Source organism: Elusimicrobiota bacterium (assembly GCA_016182905.1).
In the GTDB taxonomy this organism is placed as follows: Bacteria; Elusimicrobiota; Elusimicrobia; order UBA1565; family UBA9628; genus GWA2-66-18.
The window spans coordinates 123,057-143,109 of sequence record JACPFR010000044.1; the positions used below are offsets into that span (position 1 = coordinate 123,057).

Consider the following 20,053-nt stretch of genomic DNA (forward strand, 5'->3'; position numbering starts at 1 on the left):
CTCGTTATACTGTCGTCGAGAAAGGCCTCGTCTGCGGCCGGGGGCTCCCATGAAGACCAAGTCAAGCGTGTTCGGCTTCGCGGCGCTGCTCGCCGCCGTCGTGTCGGCCGCCGTCCTGGAGAGCGGGACGGCGCAGACGTCCCCGCCCGACGCGCCGGGGTACCAGACCGCCTGCCAGGCGGTCGACGAGACGACCGTCGAGGGCTTCGTGACGAATCCGGGGACGAGCATGATCCGGATCGACGGCCTGGTCCGGTTCACCTTCACCTTGGCGAACTCGATGTCTCGCCCGACGCTCCAGGTGCCGAGCTCCGCCACGATCCCGCCCGGGCGGACCGTAAGCGTGGCTCGAGCGAAGCTGATCTGGAGCCTCCGCCCGGGCGAGGTCTGCCAGCTCGATCTGACGGGAGCGGTCCGCTAGCGGCCGCCGGGAGTCGCGCACAAACCGAAACGCACGGAGGTCGGCATGCCGAAGGTATTAGAGAGAGCGGCGGTGAAGAGCCTCGAGAAGCCGGACGAGATCCGGGGGTTCGACAAGGGGAGGCTCGAGCTGGTGAACGTCGCGGGCCGCACCGTCGGGCGCGCCGTCTTCCAGCCCGGCTGGAAATGGTCGTCGCACGTGAAGCCGATCGCCAAAACGAAGAGCTGCGAGGCGCCGCATTTCGGCTATCAGGTCTCGGGGCAGATGAAGATCGTCATGGACGACGGGACCGAGTTCGTCGTGAAGGCCGGCGACGTCATGAACATCCCGCCGGGCCACGACGCCTGGGTCCTCGGCGACGAGCCGGTGGTCGTCGTGGACTTCCAGGGCTTCGTCGATTACGCCAAGAAGAAGAAGTAACGTCCTATAGCGTCGCGCGGGTCCGCCGGGTCCCAGCCCCCGGCGGACCTAGGGCGGCGGCGTCAGCGGGCGCGGCCGTTGCCGCGGCGCTGCCCCCCGCCATGGGACTGGCGGCGCTCGCCGCCCTGGCCGCGGCCGTCGCGGCCCTCGCCCCGGCCGTGGTCGCGGACGCCGTTGTTCTGGTGCTCCCGGCGCTCTTCGCGGCGGCCCTCGCGGCGGTCTTCGCGGCGCTCCTCGCGGCGCTCCTCGCGGCGCTCCTCGCGGCGCTCCTCGCGGCGGTCTTCGCGGCGCTCTTCTCGGCGCTCTTCACGGCGCTCTTCGCGGCGCGGCGGCGGCCGGCGGTGCTTGCGATGGCCGCCCTGGCCCTCCTTGTCGCGCCCCTCCCCCATCTCGCCCTTGTCTTCCTTATTCCCGTTATTCCCGTTGTCATCCCGGTCGCCGGGGATGGCGGGACGCTCTCCCGGGACGGCGGGCTGGGTCCCGGAGGGGGTCTCCGCGGGCGGCCCTCCCTGGGCGTTCTCCTGGGCGCGAGACGGCTGCGCGCCGGCCAGCGAAACGGTGAGGATGAGCAAGGCGAGTTTCATGCGAGACCTCCTGAACCTCGGTAAGGATAGGCGGATTCCGCTGAAAGCTCAAGACCTATCCGGTCACAGCCAAAGTTCACCAGGAGTTTCCTGGACATTCCGCGCAAGCGGGGTATACTGCGCTTATGTCCGATCATTCCGAACCGGACACCCGGCCCCCCCTCGTCGCGGTGTACGAAGCGGTCAACGACAACCTCAAAGAAGCCTATTTGGGGATCACGGGTCAGCCCTACGACTCCGTCGCCGCTCGGTTCCGCCGAAGTCCCCCTCCCCCCGCCTCACACTGGGACCCGGACCACGCCGTCTCCGTCAACGTCGTGGAGAACTCGCTGCGGCTCGACGACGCGCGCGACTTCATCGTCCACTACGCCGCCAGCCTCGAGGCGGTGGGCTGGAGGACGATCCGCGAAGACCGTTGACGCACGCCCCCAAGCGCGCTAAACTCGGGTCTCACCCCTCACGGCTTCCAGGAGACCCATGGGCTTTCTACTCGGCGCGGCGTTCGGTTTCGTGGCGTGGTTCCTGCTCAACTATCTCGTGGCCGGCCTTTACACGGTCGACCAGAACGAGCGCGCGGTCAAGACGAGCTTCGGCCGCGCCCAGCGGCTCGAGGGGGTCAAGACCTTGGACGACCCCGAGCTCAAGGCCACGCTCAACGCCGACGAGCAGCAGCGCTACAACTACCCCCAGCTCCGCGTGATCCCGCCCGGCGGCCCCTACTTCAAGTGGCCCTGGGAGCGGGTGTACAAGGTCTCGATCGCCACCGAGAGCATCAACATCGCCGCCGACCCCGAGACGCCCGGCGCCAACAAGGGCGGCACCATCCTGGAAGCCATCACGATGGACCAGCTCAACACCGGCCTGACCGGCCAGATCCGCTACCGCGTCTCCGAGCGCAACCTATACGCCTACCTGTTCGGCATCAAGAGCCCGATCGTGCACGTGATGGGCTACTTCGTGTCGGTCCTGCGCGAGAAGATCGCGACCTTCGAGGCGCCGAAGCTCGAGGGCGTCGCCCTGACGCAGGCCACGGGCTTGAGCGAGCTCAGCGGCGTCTCCATCAACGACATCCGCAAGAACCTGCGGGCCCTCAACGACGCGATGGACGCGGACTGCAAGTCATCGACCTCCCGCTACGGGATCATCCTCGACGCGTCGCTGATCACCGGCATCGACCCGCCCGCCGAGGTCGAGTCGGCCCTGGCCGCCATCAACACGGCGCACAACCACGTCTCCTCCGAGATCAGCCTGGCTCAGGCCTCCGCCGACCAGAAGATCGTGCAGTCCAAGCGCGCCGTCGAGCTCGAGACGCTCAACGCCCAGGCCGAGGTCGAGCCCCTGCTCGCGCTCGCCAAGCAGCTCGGCGACCTCAAGGCCATCGGCGGGGCCGGCTCGCTGATCGCCTACCTGCGCAACGTCCGCCTCGGCGTCTTCGGGCGCACGAGGCAGATCGTCCTCGAGAACCGCCAGCACTGGGAGGGCCGCTAAGATGATCACCAGCCCGTTCTTCCTCGCCGCCGCCGTGACCTTCTTCGGGCTCTGGATCGCCGTGCCGGTCCTGCTCGGCATCCTGCGCCTGCTCGGCTTCTACGCGATCGTCCACGAGGGCACGTCGAAGGTCTTCGTCCTGTTCGGCAACGTCCTCGAGACGATCACCGAGCCCGGCATCCACTTCCTGTGGCTCAAGATGGGCCCGGCCGCGCTCATCGTCAACTGGATCGGCACCTGCTACACGCTCGACATGCGCATGGACCAGGTCTACCGCCGCAGCGAGCCCGTCAACTCCGAGGAAGGGGCGCCCATCGGCATCGGCATCTGGTACGAGATGTACGTCTCCGATCCCGTCGCCTTCCTGTTCAAGAACGCGGACCCGCGCGGCTCGCTCGCGGCCAACGTGAGCAACGCGACGGTGCGCTCCCTCTCGAACATGAAGCTCGCCGCCATGCTCGGCAACCGCCACCAGATGAGCCAGGTCGTGCGCGAGGAGGTCTCCCCGAAGAGCCACGAGTGGGGCTACAAGCTCGGCTCGGTCTACATCCGCAAGATCCACCTGCGCGACCCGCGCATGATCAAGCAGATCGAGGAGAAGGTCGTGAACCGCCTGCGCCAAGTCACCGCCGCCATCAAGCAGGACGGCGAGAACCAGGTGAACATCATCGCGAGCACGGCCTCGCGCCAGGCCGCCATCGCCTTCGCCGAGGCCGCGGCCCTGCGCCCGAAGATCGTCGGCCAGGCCCTCAAGACGATCTCCTCGGCGCCCGACATCCTGCAGGCCATGTTCGAGATCCTCGAGGTCCAGCGCGTCCTCGAGAGCGGGGCGGAGATCACCATGGTCCCCCCCGGCTCCGACATGCTGTCTCAACTCATCGCCGCCCGCGGCAAGCCGGCGGCGCCGCCCGCCTGAAGCTGGTCGTCGACGACCAGGGGCGCACCGCGATCGTCCCCCTGCCGGGGGCCGAACGCCTGCCCGCGCTGCTCGAGCACCGGGGGGAGCGCTTCGTCCGCAAGACCGAGCTGCACGCCACCCTCGTCGGCTCCCGCGGCGGGCTCGATCCGGCGGCCCTGCGCGCCGCGGCATGGGGCCTCGAGTTCGCGGTCCGGCCCCTGGGGCGCTACCGCCTCGTGCGCAAGGGCGAGAGGCGCGCCCTCATCGAGCTCGCCTCCGTCGCGGGCCAGGAGGAGTACTGCGCCCGGCTCGAGGCGGATCTGGGCCTGCCCCCGGGCGCGGTGCCGCGCATGCCGGGGCACGTCACCTTGTTCACGGAGCCGGGCGGCGGGGGCATCGCCCTCTACTCACAGGCCGAGCTGGAGAGCCTGTCCGCGGACGCGGCGCTGGGCCTCGAGCCCGGCCCCTGGCGGCTCGACGAGACGGGGGCTATACTGGGGCCGTGAGGCCCCTCCCCCTCGCCGCCCTTCTCCTGCTGTCCTCGCCCTGGGCGCGCGCCCAGTCGCGCGTCGGCGCGGTCGAGGCCGGAGGAGTCAACGCCGGTCCCCAGAACGGCTCGCTCACGTCCTCTTTGCCCGGAGGCGGTGCGCCCCAGCTCGTGACCTTGAGCCTCGCGGCCCCCTCGCTCTCCCTGACGCCGACGGCGCTGGCCCCGGCCCCGTCGCTGACGCCGGCGCCGTTCGCCCCCGCCGTCCTCGCCCAACCCGCGGTCCCCGCGGCGCTGACGCCCTCCATCATCTCCCCCGCCCGCCCGGTCGAGATGAAGCCCGCACAGGCGCCTCTCGCCGCAACCCGCCTCGCCTTCGGGGAGGACGCCGAAGCCGTCGAGAAGACTCCCGTCGGCGAGCTGATCGAGCGCACGAAGCGGATGTTCGGAGAGTCCGCGCGGGACGGCTACCAGAGCGCGGAGTACCTCCGCCCCGGCGCGCCGTTCCAATTCGCCGAATCCGAGTTGTCCCGCTACCGCTCCGCGCTGGTCGTCCCCGGGGCGAAATCCGGCGTCGAGGAGGTCCGCGCTTTGGTGGACGCCGCGGCAGGCCTGGCGAAGAGCGCCGGCATCGCCGCCGAGATCGGCGAGCGCGCCGGCAAGCCCGTCCTGAAGATCACGCCCCTCGAGGACGGCCACAAGCTCAACCGCCTCGCCTGGGACATGAAACAGACCTACGACTCGACGCTGGAGTACGCCCCCGCGAAGACCAACGGCGCGGCGGCCGCCTACAACTCGACCGACCGGGTCCTGTATCTCCCCGACTTCGGGCGTGAAGGCGCCTTCGAGGCGATCCTGCACGAGTCGCGGCACGCCGCCTTCACCAAGCGCCTGCGCCGCGGCGACATCAGCGTCTTCCACCCCTCCTTGGTCGCCTACGCGGGCCGCGCGATCGCCCCGAACGCTACCTCCTATGACGCGTACATGTCCATGGAGGAGCTCAGCACCCACGCCAAGACCCTCCTGCACGAGATCATCCGCGCCGCCCGAGAGGGCGGAGGCCCGGCCCTCTCGGGCGCGCGGGCCGACGCCTGGCAGTTCATGGACGTCCTGCGCAGCGCGGAGATCAACCTCTTCCAGCTCCAGCGCCTGCTCGCGAGCGGCTCGCTCAAGTCCTATCGCCTGACCGGCGAGACCTGGCCCCAGGTCGGCGGCGGGCACTGGGAGGCGATCAACCTCCCCCACTCGATCCTCGCTTTGCCCGTGCTCGACGGCCTCCCCGCGGCAAAGCGAACCGTCTGGGCCCGGCTCTTCAAGGACGAGCCGGAGACGGCCGCGATCAAGGCGGCCCGCCGCCACGCCGCCGTCCTGCGCCCGCTGGTCGGCGACCTCGCCGTCGAGCTCGAGCGCTACCTGGAGGCGACGAAAGGCGACGCGCCCGACCTGAAGAAGGCCCGCGGCGCGGCCGCGCGCATGGTGGACCTGGCGGCCAAGGCCGACAAGCGCTTCGCCGCCGCGCCCTAACGGGCGGGCAGGGGCGGGGCGCCCTCGATCTCGCGGATCTGGTCGTCCACGAACATCCGGGTCCCGTCGTCGAGCTTCTGCTCGAGCGCCTTGCGGAAGAACTTGATCGCGTAGCGGTCGTTGCTCTCGCGCCGCAGGCAAAGCCCCATCCCGGCGTAGGCCTTGCCCACGGCGTCGTCGGAGACCTTCAGGCGCTGGGCCGCCTTGAGCGCCGCCGTGAAGGACGCGCGCGCCTCGGGCACCTTGCCCGCGCGCAGCCAGGACGCCCCGGTGCGCTCGTGGTAGCGGACCTGGCGCGGGTCGTCGGCCTTGAGCATCGCGTGGACGTCGTCGAGCGCGTCGCGGGCCCGCACGTACTCCCCGACCTCGATCATCTGGTCCGCGTTCTTGAAGCCGTCCTCGATCGGGTCCGCCGCCCGGCGGGCGGCCGACGCCGCGCCCGGGAGGGCGAGGAGGATAAGGGCGAACGAAAGGACGCTTCTCATGCGCCCCTAAGGATAACGGTTTGCCGCGCCCCGTCAATACCGGGAAGGAGTCGGAGCGGTCTCGGGGCGCCCGGTCTCGAACCGGGAACCTCGTGGTCCCAAACCACGCGCTCTGCCAATTGAGCTACGCCCCGACGGGACCGCGCAGTGATTATAGCACTCTTAACAATTCCGTCCTTGCGCGGCGCCGGGGCGGCCGCTACACTAGGCTCGTGAAGAAACTACTCGTCGCCGCCGCCGTCGCGCTGCTCTGCGCGTGCAAGTCCGGGCCTCCCACGATCTTCGTCAACGACGACGACCGCAAGGCCTACGGCCACGACGACGAGGAGGAGCGCCGCGCCCGCGAGGAACTGGCCGACATCCAGCGCAAGGTCGAGACGGGCACCTTGCCCAAGATCCAGTTCGAGTTCGACAAGGACGAGATCACGCCCGAGTCCGACCCGACCTTGATCCTCGTCGCCAAGCTGCTGCTCAAGAACCCCCGCCTGAAGGTCATCTGCCTGGCCCATACCGACAGCGTCGGGACCTCCGAGTACAACCTCGACCTCAGCGAGCGCCGCGCGCGCTCCGTGAAGGAATTCCTCGTCAAAGAAGGCGTGCCCCCGCCCTCGGTACGCTTCAAGGGCATGGGCTACTCGCGCCCGCTCGCCGATAACTCGACCGACGAAGGCCGGGCCAAGAACCGCCGCGTCGAGTTCCGCGTGACCTACCGCGACTGGGACACCGTTTACTAGTCGCCGCGGCTTCCACCGCGGGCCTACGCCCGCGATTCCTCCGCAGGCTTACGCCCGCGAATCGCGTTTCCGTGCATTTCCCCTCCGCGAGCGGGACGAACTGGCGTATTCATTCATTTCAGGTCCTGCGCCGATGCTGAACTGGCGTTTTCGTTCATTTCGCGGATGAATCGCCGGCGAAAGAGCTCGTGCAGATGCTCAGACCGCGCGAGGTAGCGTTCGGTCTTACGGTTCTCGTCGAACCACTCGTTGTCGAGATGCGCGCTGGTCCAGTCCATGTCGTAAAGCCCCCCGGCGGGCATGCACAACAGGCGGCAGCCGACCGCGGCGTAGATCTTGCGCAAGGTGCTGAGGCGGACGTCCGCGCCCTTCTCCGCCCGGCCGATCAGGGAGGCCGAAACCCCCGCCTTCGCGGCGAGCTCCTTTCGTTTGAGGCCGAAACGGATGCGCAGGCGCCGCAGGAACTCGGGCAAGGGCCAGGAGGCGAACGCGGCGGGCGCGGCTTCGCCGTGCGCGATGGCCTCTCTCACCGGATCTCTCCAATCCCTCGGACCTGACATGCTTATCTTACGACTGAGGGGGCCGAAAAGTTCCCTAGGCGGAGCGGAAAGCGGGTTCAGGGGCGCGGTTTTCCGCGTCTGCCGCTTCGTCGGCCCAGACCACGCCCTTGAACCGGCGGTGCGCCCACAGCCACTGGGCCGGCTCGCGGCGTATCCATTCCTCGGTCTTGAGCGACAGCAGGGCGGTCGCGTCCGCGGGGTCCTTGCGGGCCTCGCCGAGGTCGAGCTCGGGCTCGATGACGACCCGGACCACGCCCGACGCGTCTCGGCGCTGATAGACGGGGATGATGGCGGCGCCCGCCCGCTCGGCGAAGGTCCCCACCGCCGCGAGCGTGTCGACCTCGACGCCGAAGAACGGCACGCGCGCGCCGGTGGGCGGCGGGGCGTACTGGTCCATCACGAAGCCGACCGACTCCCCCCTGCGCAGGGCGCCGAGGATCTTCCGCGCGGGGTTCTCGTTGTCGAAGAAGCAGCCGAAATCGACGGAACGCCGCGCCTCGAGCATCTTGAGGTGGAGCCACTCGGGCTTCAGGTGGCGGGTCACGATGGTCAGCGGCACGCCGCCCATCGCCCCCACGGCCGCCATCAGCTCCCAGTTCCCGAGGTGCGCCGACACGAACAGCACGCCCTTGCCCTTCTCGTGCGCGCGGCGCCAGTGCTCGACGCCCTCGAGGACCGCCGTGCGCCGGGCGTAGCTCCGGTAATGCCCCGGCAGCGGTGAATACATGTGAAGAAGCTCGAAGAACAGGACGCCGTAGTGCTCGAAGTTCTCGCGCAGGAGGCGGTCCCAGCCGGCCGGGCCGAGCTCGGGGAGGCAGCGGCGGATGTTGTCGCGGGCGATCTTACGGCGCCGGCGGTCGAGGAGGAGGCCCAGCCGCCCCAGCGCGGGGCCGAGCGTCAACTCCCAGGATCGCGGAATCAAGGAGACCGCGGTTCCCAGGGCTCCGAGAACGACTCGAAGGCCGAGAGAGAGGACCGGATTCATGACTCTCTACATTTTATTCACGGCGGATATTCCTCACGTGTCATTGATGTAACACTTTCGTCTATTTCGGCTCAAGACTCCGGGGGCCGAAAGAAGAGCCCCGGTCGATCCGCCGAGGGCGGATCCGGCCGGGGCTCGGTTCGAGACGTCCGCGGAATCAGTCCTTCTTGGCTTCCGGCTTGCCCATCTGCGCCAGGTTCGCCCGGGCCTTGGACAGGATCTCCGAGTAGGCGACGCCGGTCAGGATCTCGAGGCCCTGGCTGACGTGGCTGACCGCGTAGATGTGGAACTTGCCGGCCTTCACGGCCTCCACCACCTCGAGCGAGAGCTGAAGGTCGGCGACGTTCGCCTGCGGGATCACGATGCCCTGATCGCCCGTCAGGCCGCGCGCCTTCGCGAGCTCGTAGAAGCCCTCGATCTTGTGGTTCACGCCGCCGATGGCCTGGACGTTGCCGAACTGGTCGGCCGAGCCGGTCACCGCGAAGTTCTGGCCGATCGGCACGCCCGACAGCGCCGACAGGATCGAGTAGATCTCCGTCGAGGTCGCCGAGTCGCCGTCGATGCCGCCGTAGTTCTGTTCATAGGAGATCGAGAGGCGGGCCGGGAAAGGCCGCTTCTGCGCGAACAGGTTCTGCAGGAAGCCCTCGACCACGCCGAGCGCCTTGTTGAAGGACGAGCCGGTCTGGCTCGGGCCCGCCTGACGGTCCACCGAGATGATCCCGCCCGCGCCGCCCGCGGCGGACGGCACCACGGTGATGCGCATCGGCACGCCGAAGGTCCCCATCACGGCGAGGCCGTTGATCTGGCCGACCTTCTTGCCGGTCGTCTCGACGACGAACACGTTGTCCTTGTAGACCTGGAGCAGGTGGCGGCGATAGACCTCCTCGCGGTCCTGCTTGGTCTGCAGGGCGGTGTCGACGTCCTCGCGGCGGACCTCGGTGCGGCCCGCCTCGTGCGCCCAGTAGGTGGCCTCGCGGACGACGCCGTACAGGGCGCCGAACTGCGCGGTCAGCTTCTTATTGGAGTCGGCCATGCGCGCGCCCTGCTCGACGAGGGCGCTCATCGCGTCCTGCGTCAGGTTCGTCACGTCCTGCTTGAGCTCCGCGGCGAGCGACAGCACCGCTTTCTCGAAGAACTGCACGTAGCCGGCCACCGACTCCTCGCTCACCTTGAGCGTGGACTCGAAGTCGGCCGAGGCCTGGAAGTTCATCGCGAAGTCGGGGTCCTGGCGCTCGACCAGCATGCGCAGGCTCGGCGAGCCGATCAGGACGATCTTGACCTTGCTGGGAACGTGATACGACTCGTTCTTGCCGTTCATCAGGCTCTGCAGGCCGCCCTCGACCATCGACGCCTCGCCGGTCTTCGCGGCCGCCATCAGGGCCTGGTAGAGGCCCGGGGCGCGGAGGACGTCCATGAAATCCATGACCAGGAAGCCGCCTTCGGCCTGCTGGATGGCTCCGCCGATCAACGTCGGGCCTCCCGGGGCGCCGCCCTTGACGAGGCCGACCCCGGGGATGATCATCGTGCGGCGGTTGTCGTCGGCCTTGCCGAAGACCTTGTCGAGCGTCGGGTTCTTGACCCAGACCACCGGCGCGCCCTTCGTGGCGCCGTTGCTGGAGAGGACGCTGGCCTCGAAGAAGTCCTCGGCGTCCATCGGCTTCTGGCCGGGGGCGTCCTTGATCCCTTCCTCGTCGGACGACGAGCCGATCTTGCCCATGAAGATCCGGTAGTTCGACGCCGAGAACTGCATCAGCATCTTCACGTAGGCGACGGCCTTGAGCTGCTCCGGCGTCGCAGCGGCCTTCGGCTGGTTCTTCGCCAGCTCCTGCTGCGCCGCGCCGAACTCCTGGTTCTTCGCCTTGAACTCCTTGAGCAGGGGTTCGACGGCGGCGGACAGGGCTTCCTGGATCTGCTTGAACGCGGCGGGAGTCAGGCCCTTCGCCATGAGGGCGGCGACCTTCTCCTGGCTCAGGGCCTCGCCGCCGTGCGTGTAGGCGACCATGAGCTTGTTGCCGTTCTGGATGAAGGCGACGCCGAAGCCGTCCACGTCGACGGCGGAGACGCGCGCCTCGAAGTCGGCGGACCACGCCTCGATCTTCGCCTGCAGGGCGGTCATCTCGGGGGTGACCTTGGTCTCCGGCATGACCAGACCCATCAGCGGCTGGGCGACCTGGGAGACGACGGAGGCGACGGCCTGCGACTCGAGCTCGGCGATCTTGCCCTGCACGGCCTCCATCGCCGCGTTGTTCTCCTCCATCATGGCCTTGAACTTCTCCATGACGGCGGGGAACTTCTGGTCGCGCTCCTTGTTCGCCTGCTCGAACTGGGCGCGGGTGTAGGCGCCGGCGGTGATGTCCGCGTCCACGGTCGCGGGATCGACGGGCTGGCCGTTGCGCATCAGCTTGAGGCCGACCATCATGCGGCCCTCGCCGGAGGGCTTCGCGAAGAACTCGACGGTGAAGACGCCGCCGGCGAGCGTGATCGCCGCGACCTCGGCCTTGAAGGCCTCCTCGCGCTCGGACGCGGCCGCCTGCACCTGGGCGACGATCTGCCTCTTGGCCTCGCCGATCTGGCCGGACTCGAGGGCGCCGGGGAGGACGCCCTTCAGCGTCGCGACGAACTTGCGCACGCCCTTGACGAACGCCGGGCCGCGGCCCGCGTCGAGGTTGAGGACGAGCGGGTTCTCCTTGTCCTTGAAATTCGTCACGGCCACGCGATCGCCGGGCGTCGCCATCTTGCCGGCGACCTCGGGGAGCATGTGGCGCAGGGCCGTCTCGCGGCCGGACCCGTCGGGGCCGGCGACGAAGAGGTTGTAGTGGCGGCCGGGCATCTGCAGGCCGAACTTGATCGCCTTGAGGCCGTCGTCCTGGCCGACGACCTGCTTGTCGGACACGGGGACCTTGGAGGTGTTCTCCGGGATCTGGGACGCCGACGGCGCGTAGTGCATGTCCGCGATCTTCACCGCGAAGTCCTCGGGGTTCGCGGGCTGGGCGACGGGCGCCGGCGCGGGAGCGGGCGCGGGCGGAGTCTTCTTGACGACCATCTTCGCGAGCGAGGCGGGAAGCAGGCGCGAGACGACCGAGCGCCAGCCGGCCGGCTGAACCGGCGCCGGAGCCGCGACGGGCTCGGGCGCTTCGGCGCGGGCGCGCTCGGCGTCGAAGATTTGGCCGAGCTGCGCGGACGAGCCCGTGTTGCTCGCGGCGTTGATCGCCGCGGCCATCGCGATCATGTTCTGCTTGGCCGTCCCTTCGGGCATGGCCTGGGCCGCGACGATGAGCTTCGCCGCGTCCTCGCGGGTGGAGAGGGTCTCGGGAAGCTGGACGCCCTTGGCCTGCAGCGCGTTGAGGACGCCGATGACCGGGTGCGCCTCGAGGGCGAGAGGCTGGGCGGCGGGAACCATCGCCTGCGGCGCGGCGACGGACGCGGCGGCCATCGCCTTGACGGCCGGGGCGACGGTCGGAGCCGGAGAATTCAGAGAGAGATTCGGAAGCGCGATGGAAGCCGTCACGCTGAGGGTGGCCGGCAGGACCGTGACGCGCGTGTCGATCGAGCCGAGCACGCCGACGCCGATACCCGGCACCGCGCGCGCCGCCGCGGACTGGGTCTGAGACCAGGCGTTCACCGGCGCGGAGGCGAAAAGGGCCAGGGCCAAGGTCACGGCCAGGGACTTTCTCGCGGCGGCTTTCTCGATGATCATGTTCGGCTCCTCTAGATGGAACAACCAGTGGCGTTGCTGAATTATAGAGGAACTGCCGAGTTTGCAACTGGTGCGGATGGGTAACCCGGGCCCAGACAAGAGGCCTACGGCCAATTAGGCCCGAGGGTAATGCGTTACCCTTTCAGGACCGCTGTTATTTGTAATCCCCGCCGTGGAGCTGCTCGGCGCGGAAGATCACGGCCAAGCCCGCGGCGTCGGGAGACGCCGCGTAAGGGCTCAAGTCCAAGGACGCCACCGGAGCGTCGGGGCGGAAGCGCAGGCCGCGCTGGCCTCCCGCGCGGGTCCGGCCGCCTTCCAGCACCGCCTCGAAGACGAACACCGGAGCGCCGACGTCCTCGGCGTCGAGGTCCACGGCCTTCGCGAAGGACTTCGGATTCACGCGGCACTCGGCGATCACCGAGGTCCGGGCGCCGAGCGGCACCACGCGCGCGGAGAGGTCCTCCTTCGAGGCGCGGCAGGAGTATTTCCACTTCTTTCCCCCGCGCCGGACGATGACGATGCTCAGGCGGGAGGCGTCGGACAAGGCCCCGTCCGCGTCGAGGGAGAAGTCGAACTCGGCCTCGTAGGCGGTCCAGCCGAAGCGGTCGGGGAACTCGATGGTCCGTCCCGAGGGGTCGAAGCCGCCGACGTCGCGGACCTCCATGCGCTCGCCCGCGAAAGCCGGCGAGGACAGCAGCAGGACGGCGAAAAGCGTTCTGATTCCCATGCGGCAGTGTACCCGCGGCGTGTTTCGCGGCTATTTCGTCCCGACTTCCTTCATAAGACTAGATCTCGACCTGATAGTGGGTCGACTCCAGGAAGGGCCGGGGCTCGGTCGAGCCTTCCGGCACGACGCGCAGGTCGAGGAGCTTCCTCCAGGGGACGCGGAAGTCGCGGCCGGAGGGCGCCGGCGGCTCGAGGCCGAAGCCCCTCTGCGCGGGAAGCCGCAGGGCCGGGGCCGCGGGCGAAGGCGGCGCGGTCACGACCGCGGCGCCGAGCTCGACCGCGCGCGCCGCCGCGGAGCGGGCCAGCCGCGCCGAGCCTTCCTCGTCCTCCGCGGGCGCCGCGACGAGCACGAGCTGGACGCCGCGCTTCTTCAGCGACGCCGCGATCTCGGGCTTAGCGAGCGAGCTCGCCGCGAGCACCGCGACCGTCCCGCCGCGGAAGCGGAACAGAGGCAGGCGCACGCCGGGCTTCAGCGGCGGCTTCTCCGCGCGCTCGGCCGGCGTCGGGTCGAGCTTGTCCATGATCTGCCAGGTCCCGCCGGACAGGATGTAGGCGCGGCCGTAGGCGGAGTCCTCGCCGGGGTTCCGGTGCGGCGCGTAGCCGAGGACCACGAGACGGTCCTCTCCCGCGGCGGCCCTCACCGCGTCGAGTATTCCGGGCACGTCGCGCCCGTCCGAGAACCTCTCCGGGAAGACGACGGCGTCGGCTCCTTCCTTGGCGGCGGCGGCGACCTCGGCCACGACGCGCGCGCCCCATTCCTTATCGGTCGCGGGTCTCCAAGACCGGTCCCAAGCGACGGCGCGGACGGTCAAGGTCTCGGCGCTCGCCGCGCGCGCGGGGATCGACGCGAGGACGCAGAGCAGCGCCGCGAAGATCGGATTTCTCATGGCGCGATCGTATCATTTTCTCCTGGAGCGGGGACTATGGGCCCACGGTCGGGAGTCCAAGGTCCCACCGCGAGCGTAGTTCGATTGCCTCCTACTAGTGGGACCAAATCTAACAACGCCGGCGGTTGTCGCGTGGTAACATCACCAACAATGAAATCACGCGCGCTTCGCTCAGCGATGTCCCTCGTCGTTTCGTTCGTCGTCGTCCTCGCGCCCTGGCCGGCATGGGCGCAGACCGCGCGCGTCGTCGCTCCCGTCTCGGGAGTTTCCGCGTCGGCCGTCGGCGCCGCGATCGTCTCCCCTCTTTCCAGCGCTCCGTCCGCGCTGCTCTCTCCGTCCCTCGGGGCCCTGTCCGCCGCCTCGCTGCAGGCCGGCTCCGCGCCCGCGCCGCTCGCGCCCGCCTCGGTCCCGAACGCCGCCGCCGCGCAGACCGTTCCTCCCGCCGTCCCTCACGCCGCCGCTCCGGCCGCCGTCACCGCGATCCCCTCCGCGCCCGACACGCGCCTCTCCGAGTCGGCGGCCATCGCCGAGGCGTCGGTCCGCGGCAAGACCGTCGTCATGGTCGGCACGAAGGGCTCGCGCCCGTTCATCATGCAGGAGGCGCTGCGCGTCGCCAAGGAGCTGGGCCTCAACCTCGTGCTCGTGGACGATCCCGCGAACCGCAAGAATTCCATCGACGGCATTCCTGACTCGAATTTCATCGCCGCCCCGATCAACACCCGCGACGGGAAGACCATGGGCAAGATCGCGGAGACCGTCGCCGCGCATCCCGAGGGCGCGAAGGCGCACGCGGTCGTCGGCTTCATGAGCCTGTACGCGAGCCTGACCGGCCGGATCACCGACAAGCTCGGCGCCAAGGGCATCGCGGGCGACGTCGTCGCCGCGGCCGACAACAAGCCGGAGGCGCGCAAGCGCCTCAACGCGGACGCGAGCCAGCACGTCGCGTACGCGGTGATCGGCAGCGAGAAAGAGGCGCGCCGAGCGTACCACGAGATCTCCGAGGAAGGCAAGTACAAGGTCATGATCAAGACCAGCCGCGGCGAGAACTCCCGCTTCCTCGACCTCAACATCAAGTCCGAGAACGAGGCCGCCGCCGCCTACCTCAAGATGGACGCCGCCGTGCGCGACTTCGTCGCCCGCCCCGAGGCCAAGCAGACCACCTTCAGCACGCACCCGGGCCTCATGATGGAGCGCATGCTCGAGAAGAACCCCGGCACCGAGGAGACCTCGGTCGAGGTCGTCATGCAGGACGGCAAGGCCGCCTTCGCGATCGTCTCCGACACGAAAGGCCTCGGGCAGAAGGGCGAGCTCGCCGGCGGCATCCTGGTGTTCCCCGGCCAAACCGCCGTCGCGGACCACGCCGAGCTCATCGCCGCCTCCGAGCGCGCCCTCAAGGCGCTCGGCCTGCGGGACGGCAACGCGCGCCTCGACCTCTTCTCCACCCCCGACGGCCCGCGCGTCATCGAGATCAATCCCTTCATGGGCGGCGTCGCGATCTGGCAGGCGGTGAAGAGCCTGACCGGCATGAGCCTCGTCGAGCAGGGCTTCCGGGCGACGCTCGGCCTGAAGGTCGACCCGGGCCACGCGCCCGACGGCGTGATCCACTACACCTTCCTCGCCTCCAGCCGCAACGGCACGCTCGAGGCGGTCGAAGGGCTCGAGGCCGCGCGCAAGATGCCCGGCGTGGAGCTCGCGCGCGTGTTCGTCGAGGAAGGCGACCGGATCGTCGCGGCCAAAGGCAACGCCTACGAGGAATGGGCCGAGGTCATCGGCAAGGGCAAGACCTGGCGCGACGCGATCCGCTCCGCGCTCCTCGCCTCGCGCCGGATGGTCCTGAAGATCAAGCGCGACAACGGCGAGATCGTCCGCGCCCGCGGCGACTACCAGCAACCCACCGCGGACGACCTGGCCCCGCTCCCCAAGGTCGAACCGGCCCCCGCGCCGGCTCCGGATGCCGCCCCCTCTCAAGCGCCGGGCTTGTTCTCGAAGGTCGTCATGGGCTTCCTGTCGACCTTCATCCTCGTCTCGACCGTCGTCGAGTCCACGTCCCTGGCCGTTTCTCAAATGACCCAGCCGCTGACGCAGGGCTTCTTGGCGCTCGCCGGCCTGACCGTGGTGAGCTACCTCGCCTACACCGCCGGCGCGCTGTTCGGCGGCCGCTGGGTGGACAAGTTCGGCATCAGCCGCACCTACCGCACGGTGCTCGGCGTGCGCACCGGCATCTGGATCACGATCGCTTTGCTCTTCAACCCGCTGACCGGGACTTTGCCGCTCGCGGCGCTGATCGCCCTGTTCAGCCTCGACTACTTCTTCCACTCGATCGGCCGCGTCGCCGAGCACAAGCTCCAGGTCGCCTGGTTCCACGACAAGCCGACCTCGTCGAGCCGCTTCGGCTCTTTCCGCGACTTCATCGAGTACGGCACCGTGTTCGTCGCCTCCGCGATGGGCCTGGCGATCGCCGCGTTCGGCTTCGGCGCGGTGATCTACCCCGCCCCGGTCGCCTTCGCGATCGCCGCGGGCCTCGCCTTCCTCCTCAAGCTGCCCAAGGCCACGCCGGCCGCGGCCGTCGAGGCGAAGAAGGCGGGCTGGGGCGCGGGCTTCCGCGGCGTGTTCAAGAACCCGGGCATCGCCAAGCCCCTGATGGGCTACGTCCTGCTCTCCAGCTTCCTGTACATGATGTACTACATCATCGCCACGGCCTTCGGCGCCTACGTCGCCGGCGACCCGAAGCAGGCGGCGGCCGTCGCGGGCTCGCTGACCGGCCTGTACGGCGTCGGCGCTCTGCTCGGCGCGCTGGCGATGGACCGGATCAGCCGCCTGATCGACAAGAAGACCGCCGCGCTGCCCGAGGCGGAGCGCGACGAGGCCGGCCGCAAGCTGTACGCGAAGAGCGCCGCCAAGTCCCTGATCTGGACCGCGGCGACGATGCTCGGCTCCTGGGCCTTCATCAGCCAGACCGCCCTGTTCACCTTCGTGTGGCCGATCTTCCCGATCTCGCCCGTCCTGCTGCTGATCGGCTTTGCGAGCCAGATGGCGATCATCCACCTCGACACCATCATGAAGGACCGCATCCCGAAGCAGGACAAGGCGCTCGCCGGCAGCATCCTCGGCGCGATCCGCACCTTGACCTACCTGAGCTTCGTCGCGGGCTTCCTGCTGTGGGGCGGCCTGTTCGCCGGCTTCGGCACCGCGGCCTTCGCCCTCTTCGCCGCCTTCTACACCGGCGTCGCCCTCGTCTACCTCAAGCTCGCCCGCTGGCTCAAGTCCCAATAACGGTGTCAGGCATTCCGCTATTTTCACTTTTGAAAGTGAAAATAGCGGAATGCCTGACACCTTACATATGGGGTTCGAGGTAGTCGAGGTCCTTGCCGAAGGTCTCGCGCAGGCCTATCAGAGATAGGAGCGCGAGGGCGAAGCAGAGGGCGCCGACGATGGCGGCCGAGCCGATGATGCCCTGCCCCGGCTTGAGCATCTGGAAGAGGAAGGAGACTCCGACGAGGGAGCCGCGCACGAAGTTCGGGACGGTCGTCGTCGCGGTCGCGCGGATGTTGGTGCCGAACTGCTCCGAGGCGATGGTCACGAACACCGCCCAATAGCCGGAGAAGAAGCCGAGGGCCCCGCATGTCAGGTAGAACGGGGTCAACGAGGCGCCGCGGAGGTTCAGGTACACCGCGCAGGTGACCGCGGTCGCGACCACGAAGGTCAGCGCGGCCTTCTTGCGGCTGCGCAGGAACTGGCTCAGGCCGCCGCTGGCGAAGTCGCCGAGCGCGCAGCCCGCGTAAAGCCACATCACCGCGCGCGAGCCGGTCGGCAGCTCCGGCATCTCGAGGGCCTTGCCGAACTCGGGCGCGAAAGTCGCGAGGATGCCGATGACGAACCAGACGGGCACGCCCAACGCGATGCAGGACAGGTAGCGCCGCACGCGGTCCGGGGTCGAGAACAGCATGAAGAAGTCGCCGCGGCGCACGTCCTTGGCCTTCATCACCTTGTCGAAGATCCCGGACTCGTAGACGCCGACGCGCAGCGTCAGCAGGGCCAGGCCCATCCCGCCGCCGATGAAGTAGGCGTTGCGCCAGCCGAACCAGTCGCCGACCAGCCCGGCCACGACGCCGCCCGCGATGCCGACTCCGGCCACGATCATCGTGCCGTAGCCGCGCGTCTCCTTGGGCATCAGCTCGCAGACGAGCGTGATGCCGGCGCCCAGCTCGCCCGCCAGGCCGACGCCGGCGATGAAGCGCCAGGCGGCGTACGCCGGCACCGAGTGCACGAAGCCGTTGGCGATGTTGGCGACCGAGTACATCGCGATCGAGCCGAACAGGACCGAGAGGCGGCCCTTCTTGTCGCCCAAGATGCCCCACAGCAGGCCTCCGAGCAGCATGCCCGCCATCTGCATGTTGATCAGCAGGAGCCCGGTGTCGAGCATGGCCTCGGGAGCGACGCCGATGTCCTTGAGGCTCGCGACGCGCACGATGCTGAACAGGATCAGGTCGTAGATGTCGACGAAGTAGCCGAGGGCGGCGAGGAGGACGGCGGCGATCGCGTTCTTCTTCGAGGCGGCGTCGTTCATGGTCAGCATCATAGAAAAGTTCCGACCCTTTGCTACAATTCCTACATGACCATCCCCCCCTCGGTGCGTCGTCTCGGACGAGTCTGGGCCCTTTTCGCGGCGTGCGGCTTGTTCGGCGCCATGACCACCGTCGCCTTCTCGGCCGCCGTGCCCAAGGATAAAGTCGAGGTCTCCACGGCGTCGGCTCCGTCGCAGGCCGATCAAATCCGCGCGCAGATGGACGCGCGCAAGGCGGCGGAGGCGCCCAGCACGGTCCTCGAGCGCTCCACGTCCTTCATAGGCCTGTTCGCCCTCGTCGGCCTGTGCTGGCTGATGTCCACCGACCGGAAGAAGATCAACTGGAAGCTCGTCGCCTGGGGCATGGCCCTGCAGCTCTTCTTCGGGATCATCGTCCTCAAGACCGCGCCGGGCCTCTGGTTCTTCGAAAGGCTCAACGACGGCACGATGGCGCTGCTCGGCTTCACCAACGAGGGCACGAAGTTCCTGTTCGGCTCCTTCATCACCGGGAAGATAGAAGCGCCGATGATCAACTTCGCCTTCAACGTCCTGCCCACCATCATCTTCGTCTCCGCGCTGATGACCGTCGGCTACCACATCGGCCTCATGCAGTGGATCGTCGACGTCTTCGCGATCGTCATGTACAAGACGATGAAGACCTCCGGCGCCGAGACCCTGTCGACCGCCGCGAACATCTTCGTCGGCCAGACCGAGGCCCCGCTCGTGGTCAAACCGTACGTCGCGGACATGACCAACTCCGAGCTGCTGGCCGTGATGGCCGGCGGCTTCGCCAACACCGCGGGCGGCGTGCTCGCGGCCTACGTGGGCATGCTGCACCCCTACTTCCCCGACATCGCCGGCCACCTGATCGCCCAGTCCGTCATGTCGGCGCCCGCCGCGCTCGTGTGCGCCAAGATCGCGATGCCCGAGACGGGCACGCCCAAGACCCTCGGCCACGTCAAGATGAGCCGGGACAAGATCGACGCGAACGCGATCGACGCGGCCGCGCGCGGCGCCTCGGAGGGGTTGGGTTTGGCGTTCAATGTCGCGGCCATGCTGTTAGCCTTCATCGCCTTGATCGCGATGCTCAACGCCCTGCTCAAGACCGCCGGCGGCTGGGCGGGCTTCCCCCAGGTCAGCCTCGAGAACCTGCTCGCCGTGCTCGGCTGGCCGCTCGCCTTCCTGATGGGCGTGCCGACGCAGGACTGCTGGACCGTCGGCAAGCTGATCGGCGTGAAGACCGTGCTCAACGAGTTCGTCGCCTACCTGCAGCTGACCGACATCCTCAAGTCGGGCGCGCCGCTGTCGCACCGCTCGGTGATCATCGTCAGCTACGCGCTGTCGGGCTTCGCGAACTTCTCCTCGATCGCGATCCAGATCGGCGGCATCTCGGGCATCGCCCCGACGCGGCGGCACGACCTGGCCAAGCTCGGCCTGAAGGCCATGGTCGTCGGCGCCATCGCGACCTTCATGACGGCGAACATCGCCGGCATCCTGATCCCCTAAGCGCCGCCCTCCCCATGCTCCTGCTCGCGCCGCTTCTCGCCGTCTCGCTGGCCTCCGCCGCGCCGCGCCCGGCCTTCAAGGTCGAGA

At 68.9% G+C, this 20,053-nt stretch carries 18 protein-coding genes and 1 tRNA gene; 10 read left to right on the forward strand and 9 right to left on the reverse strand.

The features are described from left to right. The first annotated feature begins 49 nt into the window (after positions 1 to 49). Together HYV14_14030 and HYV14_14035 are read left to right on the forward strand one after the other, a co-directional pair. Positions 50 to 421: a hypothetical protein gene (locus tag HYV14_14030; protein ID MBI2387106.1), complete on the forward strand. Its 372-nt coding sequence runs from the start codon at positions 50 to 52 to the stop codon at positions 419 to 421. Positions 422 to 466: 45 nt separating this feature from the next. After that, a complete protein-coding gene (locus HYV14_14035; GenBank protein ID MBI2387107.1) occupies positions 467 to 841 on the forward strand; it encodes a cupin domain-containing protein in 375 nt (124 codons plus the stop codon). A gap of 62 nt (positions 842 to 903) precedes the next feature. On the opposite strand, the gene HYV14_14040 is transcribed toward HYV14_14035, so the two are convergent. Beyond that, positions 904 to 1,425 carry a hypothetical protein gene (locus HYV14_14040; protein MBI2387108.1) on the reverse strand — a complete coding sequence of 174 codons (522 nt, stop codon included), beginning with the start codon at positions 1,423 to 1,425 and terminating at the stop codon, positions 904 to 906. A 125-nt stretch (positions 1,426 to 1,550) separates the two neighbouring features. On the opposite strand from HYV14_14040, the gene HYV14_14045 reads away from it, so the two are divergent. From HYV14_14045 to HYV14_14065, 5 genes are all read left to right on the forward strand, one after another. Continuing rightward, positions 1,551 to 1,844 (forward strand): hypothetical protein, encoded by a 294-nt coding sequence (locus HYV14_14045; protein ID MBI2387109.1) that lies wholly within the window; start codon positions 1,551 to 1,553, stop codon positions 1,842 to 1,844. A 58-nt stretch (positions 1,845 to 1,902) separates the two neighbouring features. After that, complete coding sequence (locus tag HYV14_14050; GenBank protein MBI2387110.1) at positions 1,903 to 2,913, forward strand: SPFH domain-containing protein; 1,011 nt, start codon at positions 1,903 to 1,905, stop codon at positions 2,911 to 2,913. A 1-nt stretch (position 2,914) separates the two neighbouring features. Further along, positions 2,915 to 3,829 carry an SPFH/Band 7/PHB domain protein gene (locus tag HYV14_14055; protein ID MBI2387111.1) on the forward strand — a complete coding sequence of 305 codons (915 nt, stop codon included), beginning with the start codon at positions 2,915 to 2,917 and terminating at the stop codon, positions 3,827 to 3,829. 218 nt (positions 3,830 to 4,047) lie between these two features. Next, on the forward strand, positions 4,048 to 4,317 hold the full coding sequence (locus HYV14_14060; GenBank protein MBI2387112.1) for a hypothetical protein: 270 nt from the start codon (positions 4,048 to 4,050) through the stop codon (positions 4,315 to 4,317). Continuing rightward, positions 4,314 to 5,822: a hypothetical protein gene (locus HYV14_14065; protein ID MBI2387113.1), complete on the forward strand. Its 1,509-nt coding sequence runs from the start codon at positions 4,314 to 4,316 to the stop codon at positions 5,820 to 5,822. Before HYV14_14060 ends, HYV14_14065 begins: the two co-directional genes overlap by 4 nt. Here the strand turns inward: HYV14_14065 and HYV14_14070 are convergent. Together HYV14_14070 and HYV14_14075 are read right to left on the reverse strand one after the other, a co-directional pair. Beyond that, on the reverse strand, positions 5,819 to 6,307 hold the full coding sequence (locus tag HYV14_14070; protein ID MBI2387114.1) for a hypothetical protein: 489 nt from the start codon (positions 6,305 to 6,307) through the stop codon (positions 5,819 to 5,821). The genes HYV14_14065 and HYV14_14070 overlap by 4 nt on opposite strands. Positions 6,308 to 6,368: 61 nt before the next feature. Beyond that, positions 6,369 to 6,441 (reverse strand) — tRNA-Pro (locus HYV14_14075). A 78-nt stretch (positions 6,442 to 6,519) separates the two neighbouring features. On the opposite strand from HYV14_14075, the gene HYV14_14080 reads away from it, so the two are divergent. Beyond that, a complete protein-coding gene (locus tag HYV14_14080) occupies positions 6,520 to 7,041 on the forward strand; it encodes an OmpA family protein (GenBank protein MBI2387115.1) in 522 nt (173 codons plus the stop codon). 113 nt (positions 7,042 to 7,154) lie between these two features. Here HYV14_14080 and HYV14_14085 read toward each other — a convergent pair whose 3' ends face one another. The 5 genes from HYV14_14085 to HYV14_14105 all read right to left on the reverse strand — a co-directional run bounded on the left by HYV14_14085 (position 7,155) and on the right by HYV14_14105 (position 13,896). Continuing rightward, positions 7,155 to 7,571 carry a helix-turn-helix domain-containing protein gene (locus HYV14_14085; protein ID MBI2387116.1) on the reverse strand — a complete coding sequence of 139 codons (417 nt, stop codon included), beginning with the start codon at positions 7,569 to 7,571 and terminating at the stop codon, positions 7,155 to 7,157. A gap of 64 nt (positions 7,572 to 7,635) precedes the next feature. Next, on the reverse strand, positions 7,636 to 8,586 hold the full coding sequence (locus HYV14_14090; GenBank protein MBI2387117.1) for a hypothetical protein: 951 nt from the start codon (positions 8,584 to 8,586) through the stop codon (positions 7,636 to 7,638). Positions 8,587 to 8,743: 157 nt separating this feature from the next. Beyond that, positions 8,744 to 12,283, reverse strand: coding sequence for an AAA family ATPase (locus HYV14_14095; protein MBI2387118.1), 3,540 nt, complete (start codon positions 12,281 to 12,283; stop codon positions 8,744 to 8,746). Between the two features lie 154 nt (positions 12,284 to 12,437). Beyond that, positions 12,438 to 13,010 (reverse strand): hypothetical protein, encoded by a 573-nt coding sequence (locus tag HYV14_14100; GenBank protein MBI2387119.1) that lies wholly within the window; start codon positions 13,008 to 13,010, stop codon positions 12,438 to 12,440. Positions 13,011 to 13,068: 58 nt separating this feature from the next. Continuing rightward, positions 13,069 to 13,896, reverse strand: a complete 828-nt coding sequence (locus tag HYV14_14105) for a hypothetical protein (protein ID MBI2387120.1) — start codon at positions 13,894 to 13,896, stop codon at positions 13,069 to 13,071. Between the two features lie 150 nt (positions 13,897 to 14,046). On the opposite strand from HYV14_14105, the gene HYV14_14110 reads away from it, so the two are divergent. After that, the gene (locus HYV14_14110) at positions 14,047 to 17,169 is read left to right on the forward strand and encodes an MFS transporter (protein ID MBI2387121.1); all 3,123 of its coding nucleotides are present in this window, start codon (positions 14,047 to 14,049) and stop codon (positions 17,167 to 17,169) included. Positions 17,170 to 17,230: 61 nt separating this feature from the next. On the opposite strand, the gene HYV14_14115 is transcribed toward HYV14_14110, so the two are convergent. After that, positions 17,231 to 18,472: an MFS transporter gene (locus HYV14_14115; protein ID MBI2387122.1), complete on the reverse strand. Its 1,242-nt coding sequence runs from the start codon at positions 18,470 to 18,472 to the stop codon at positions 17,231 to 17,233. Between the two features lie 207 nt (positions 18,473 to 18,679). Here HYV14_14115 and HYV14_14120 point away from each other — a divergent pair, with 207 nt between their 5' ends. Next, entirely contained in the window at positions 18,680 to 19,966 is a 1,287-nt protein-coding gene (locus HYV14_14120; GenBank protein MBI2387123.1) for a NupC/NupG family nucleoside CNT transporter, read from the forward strand. Positions 19,967 to 20,053 lie beyond the last annotated feature (87 nt).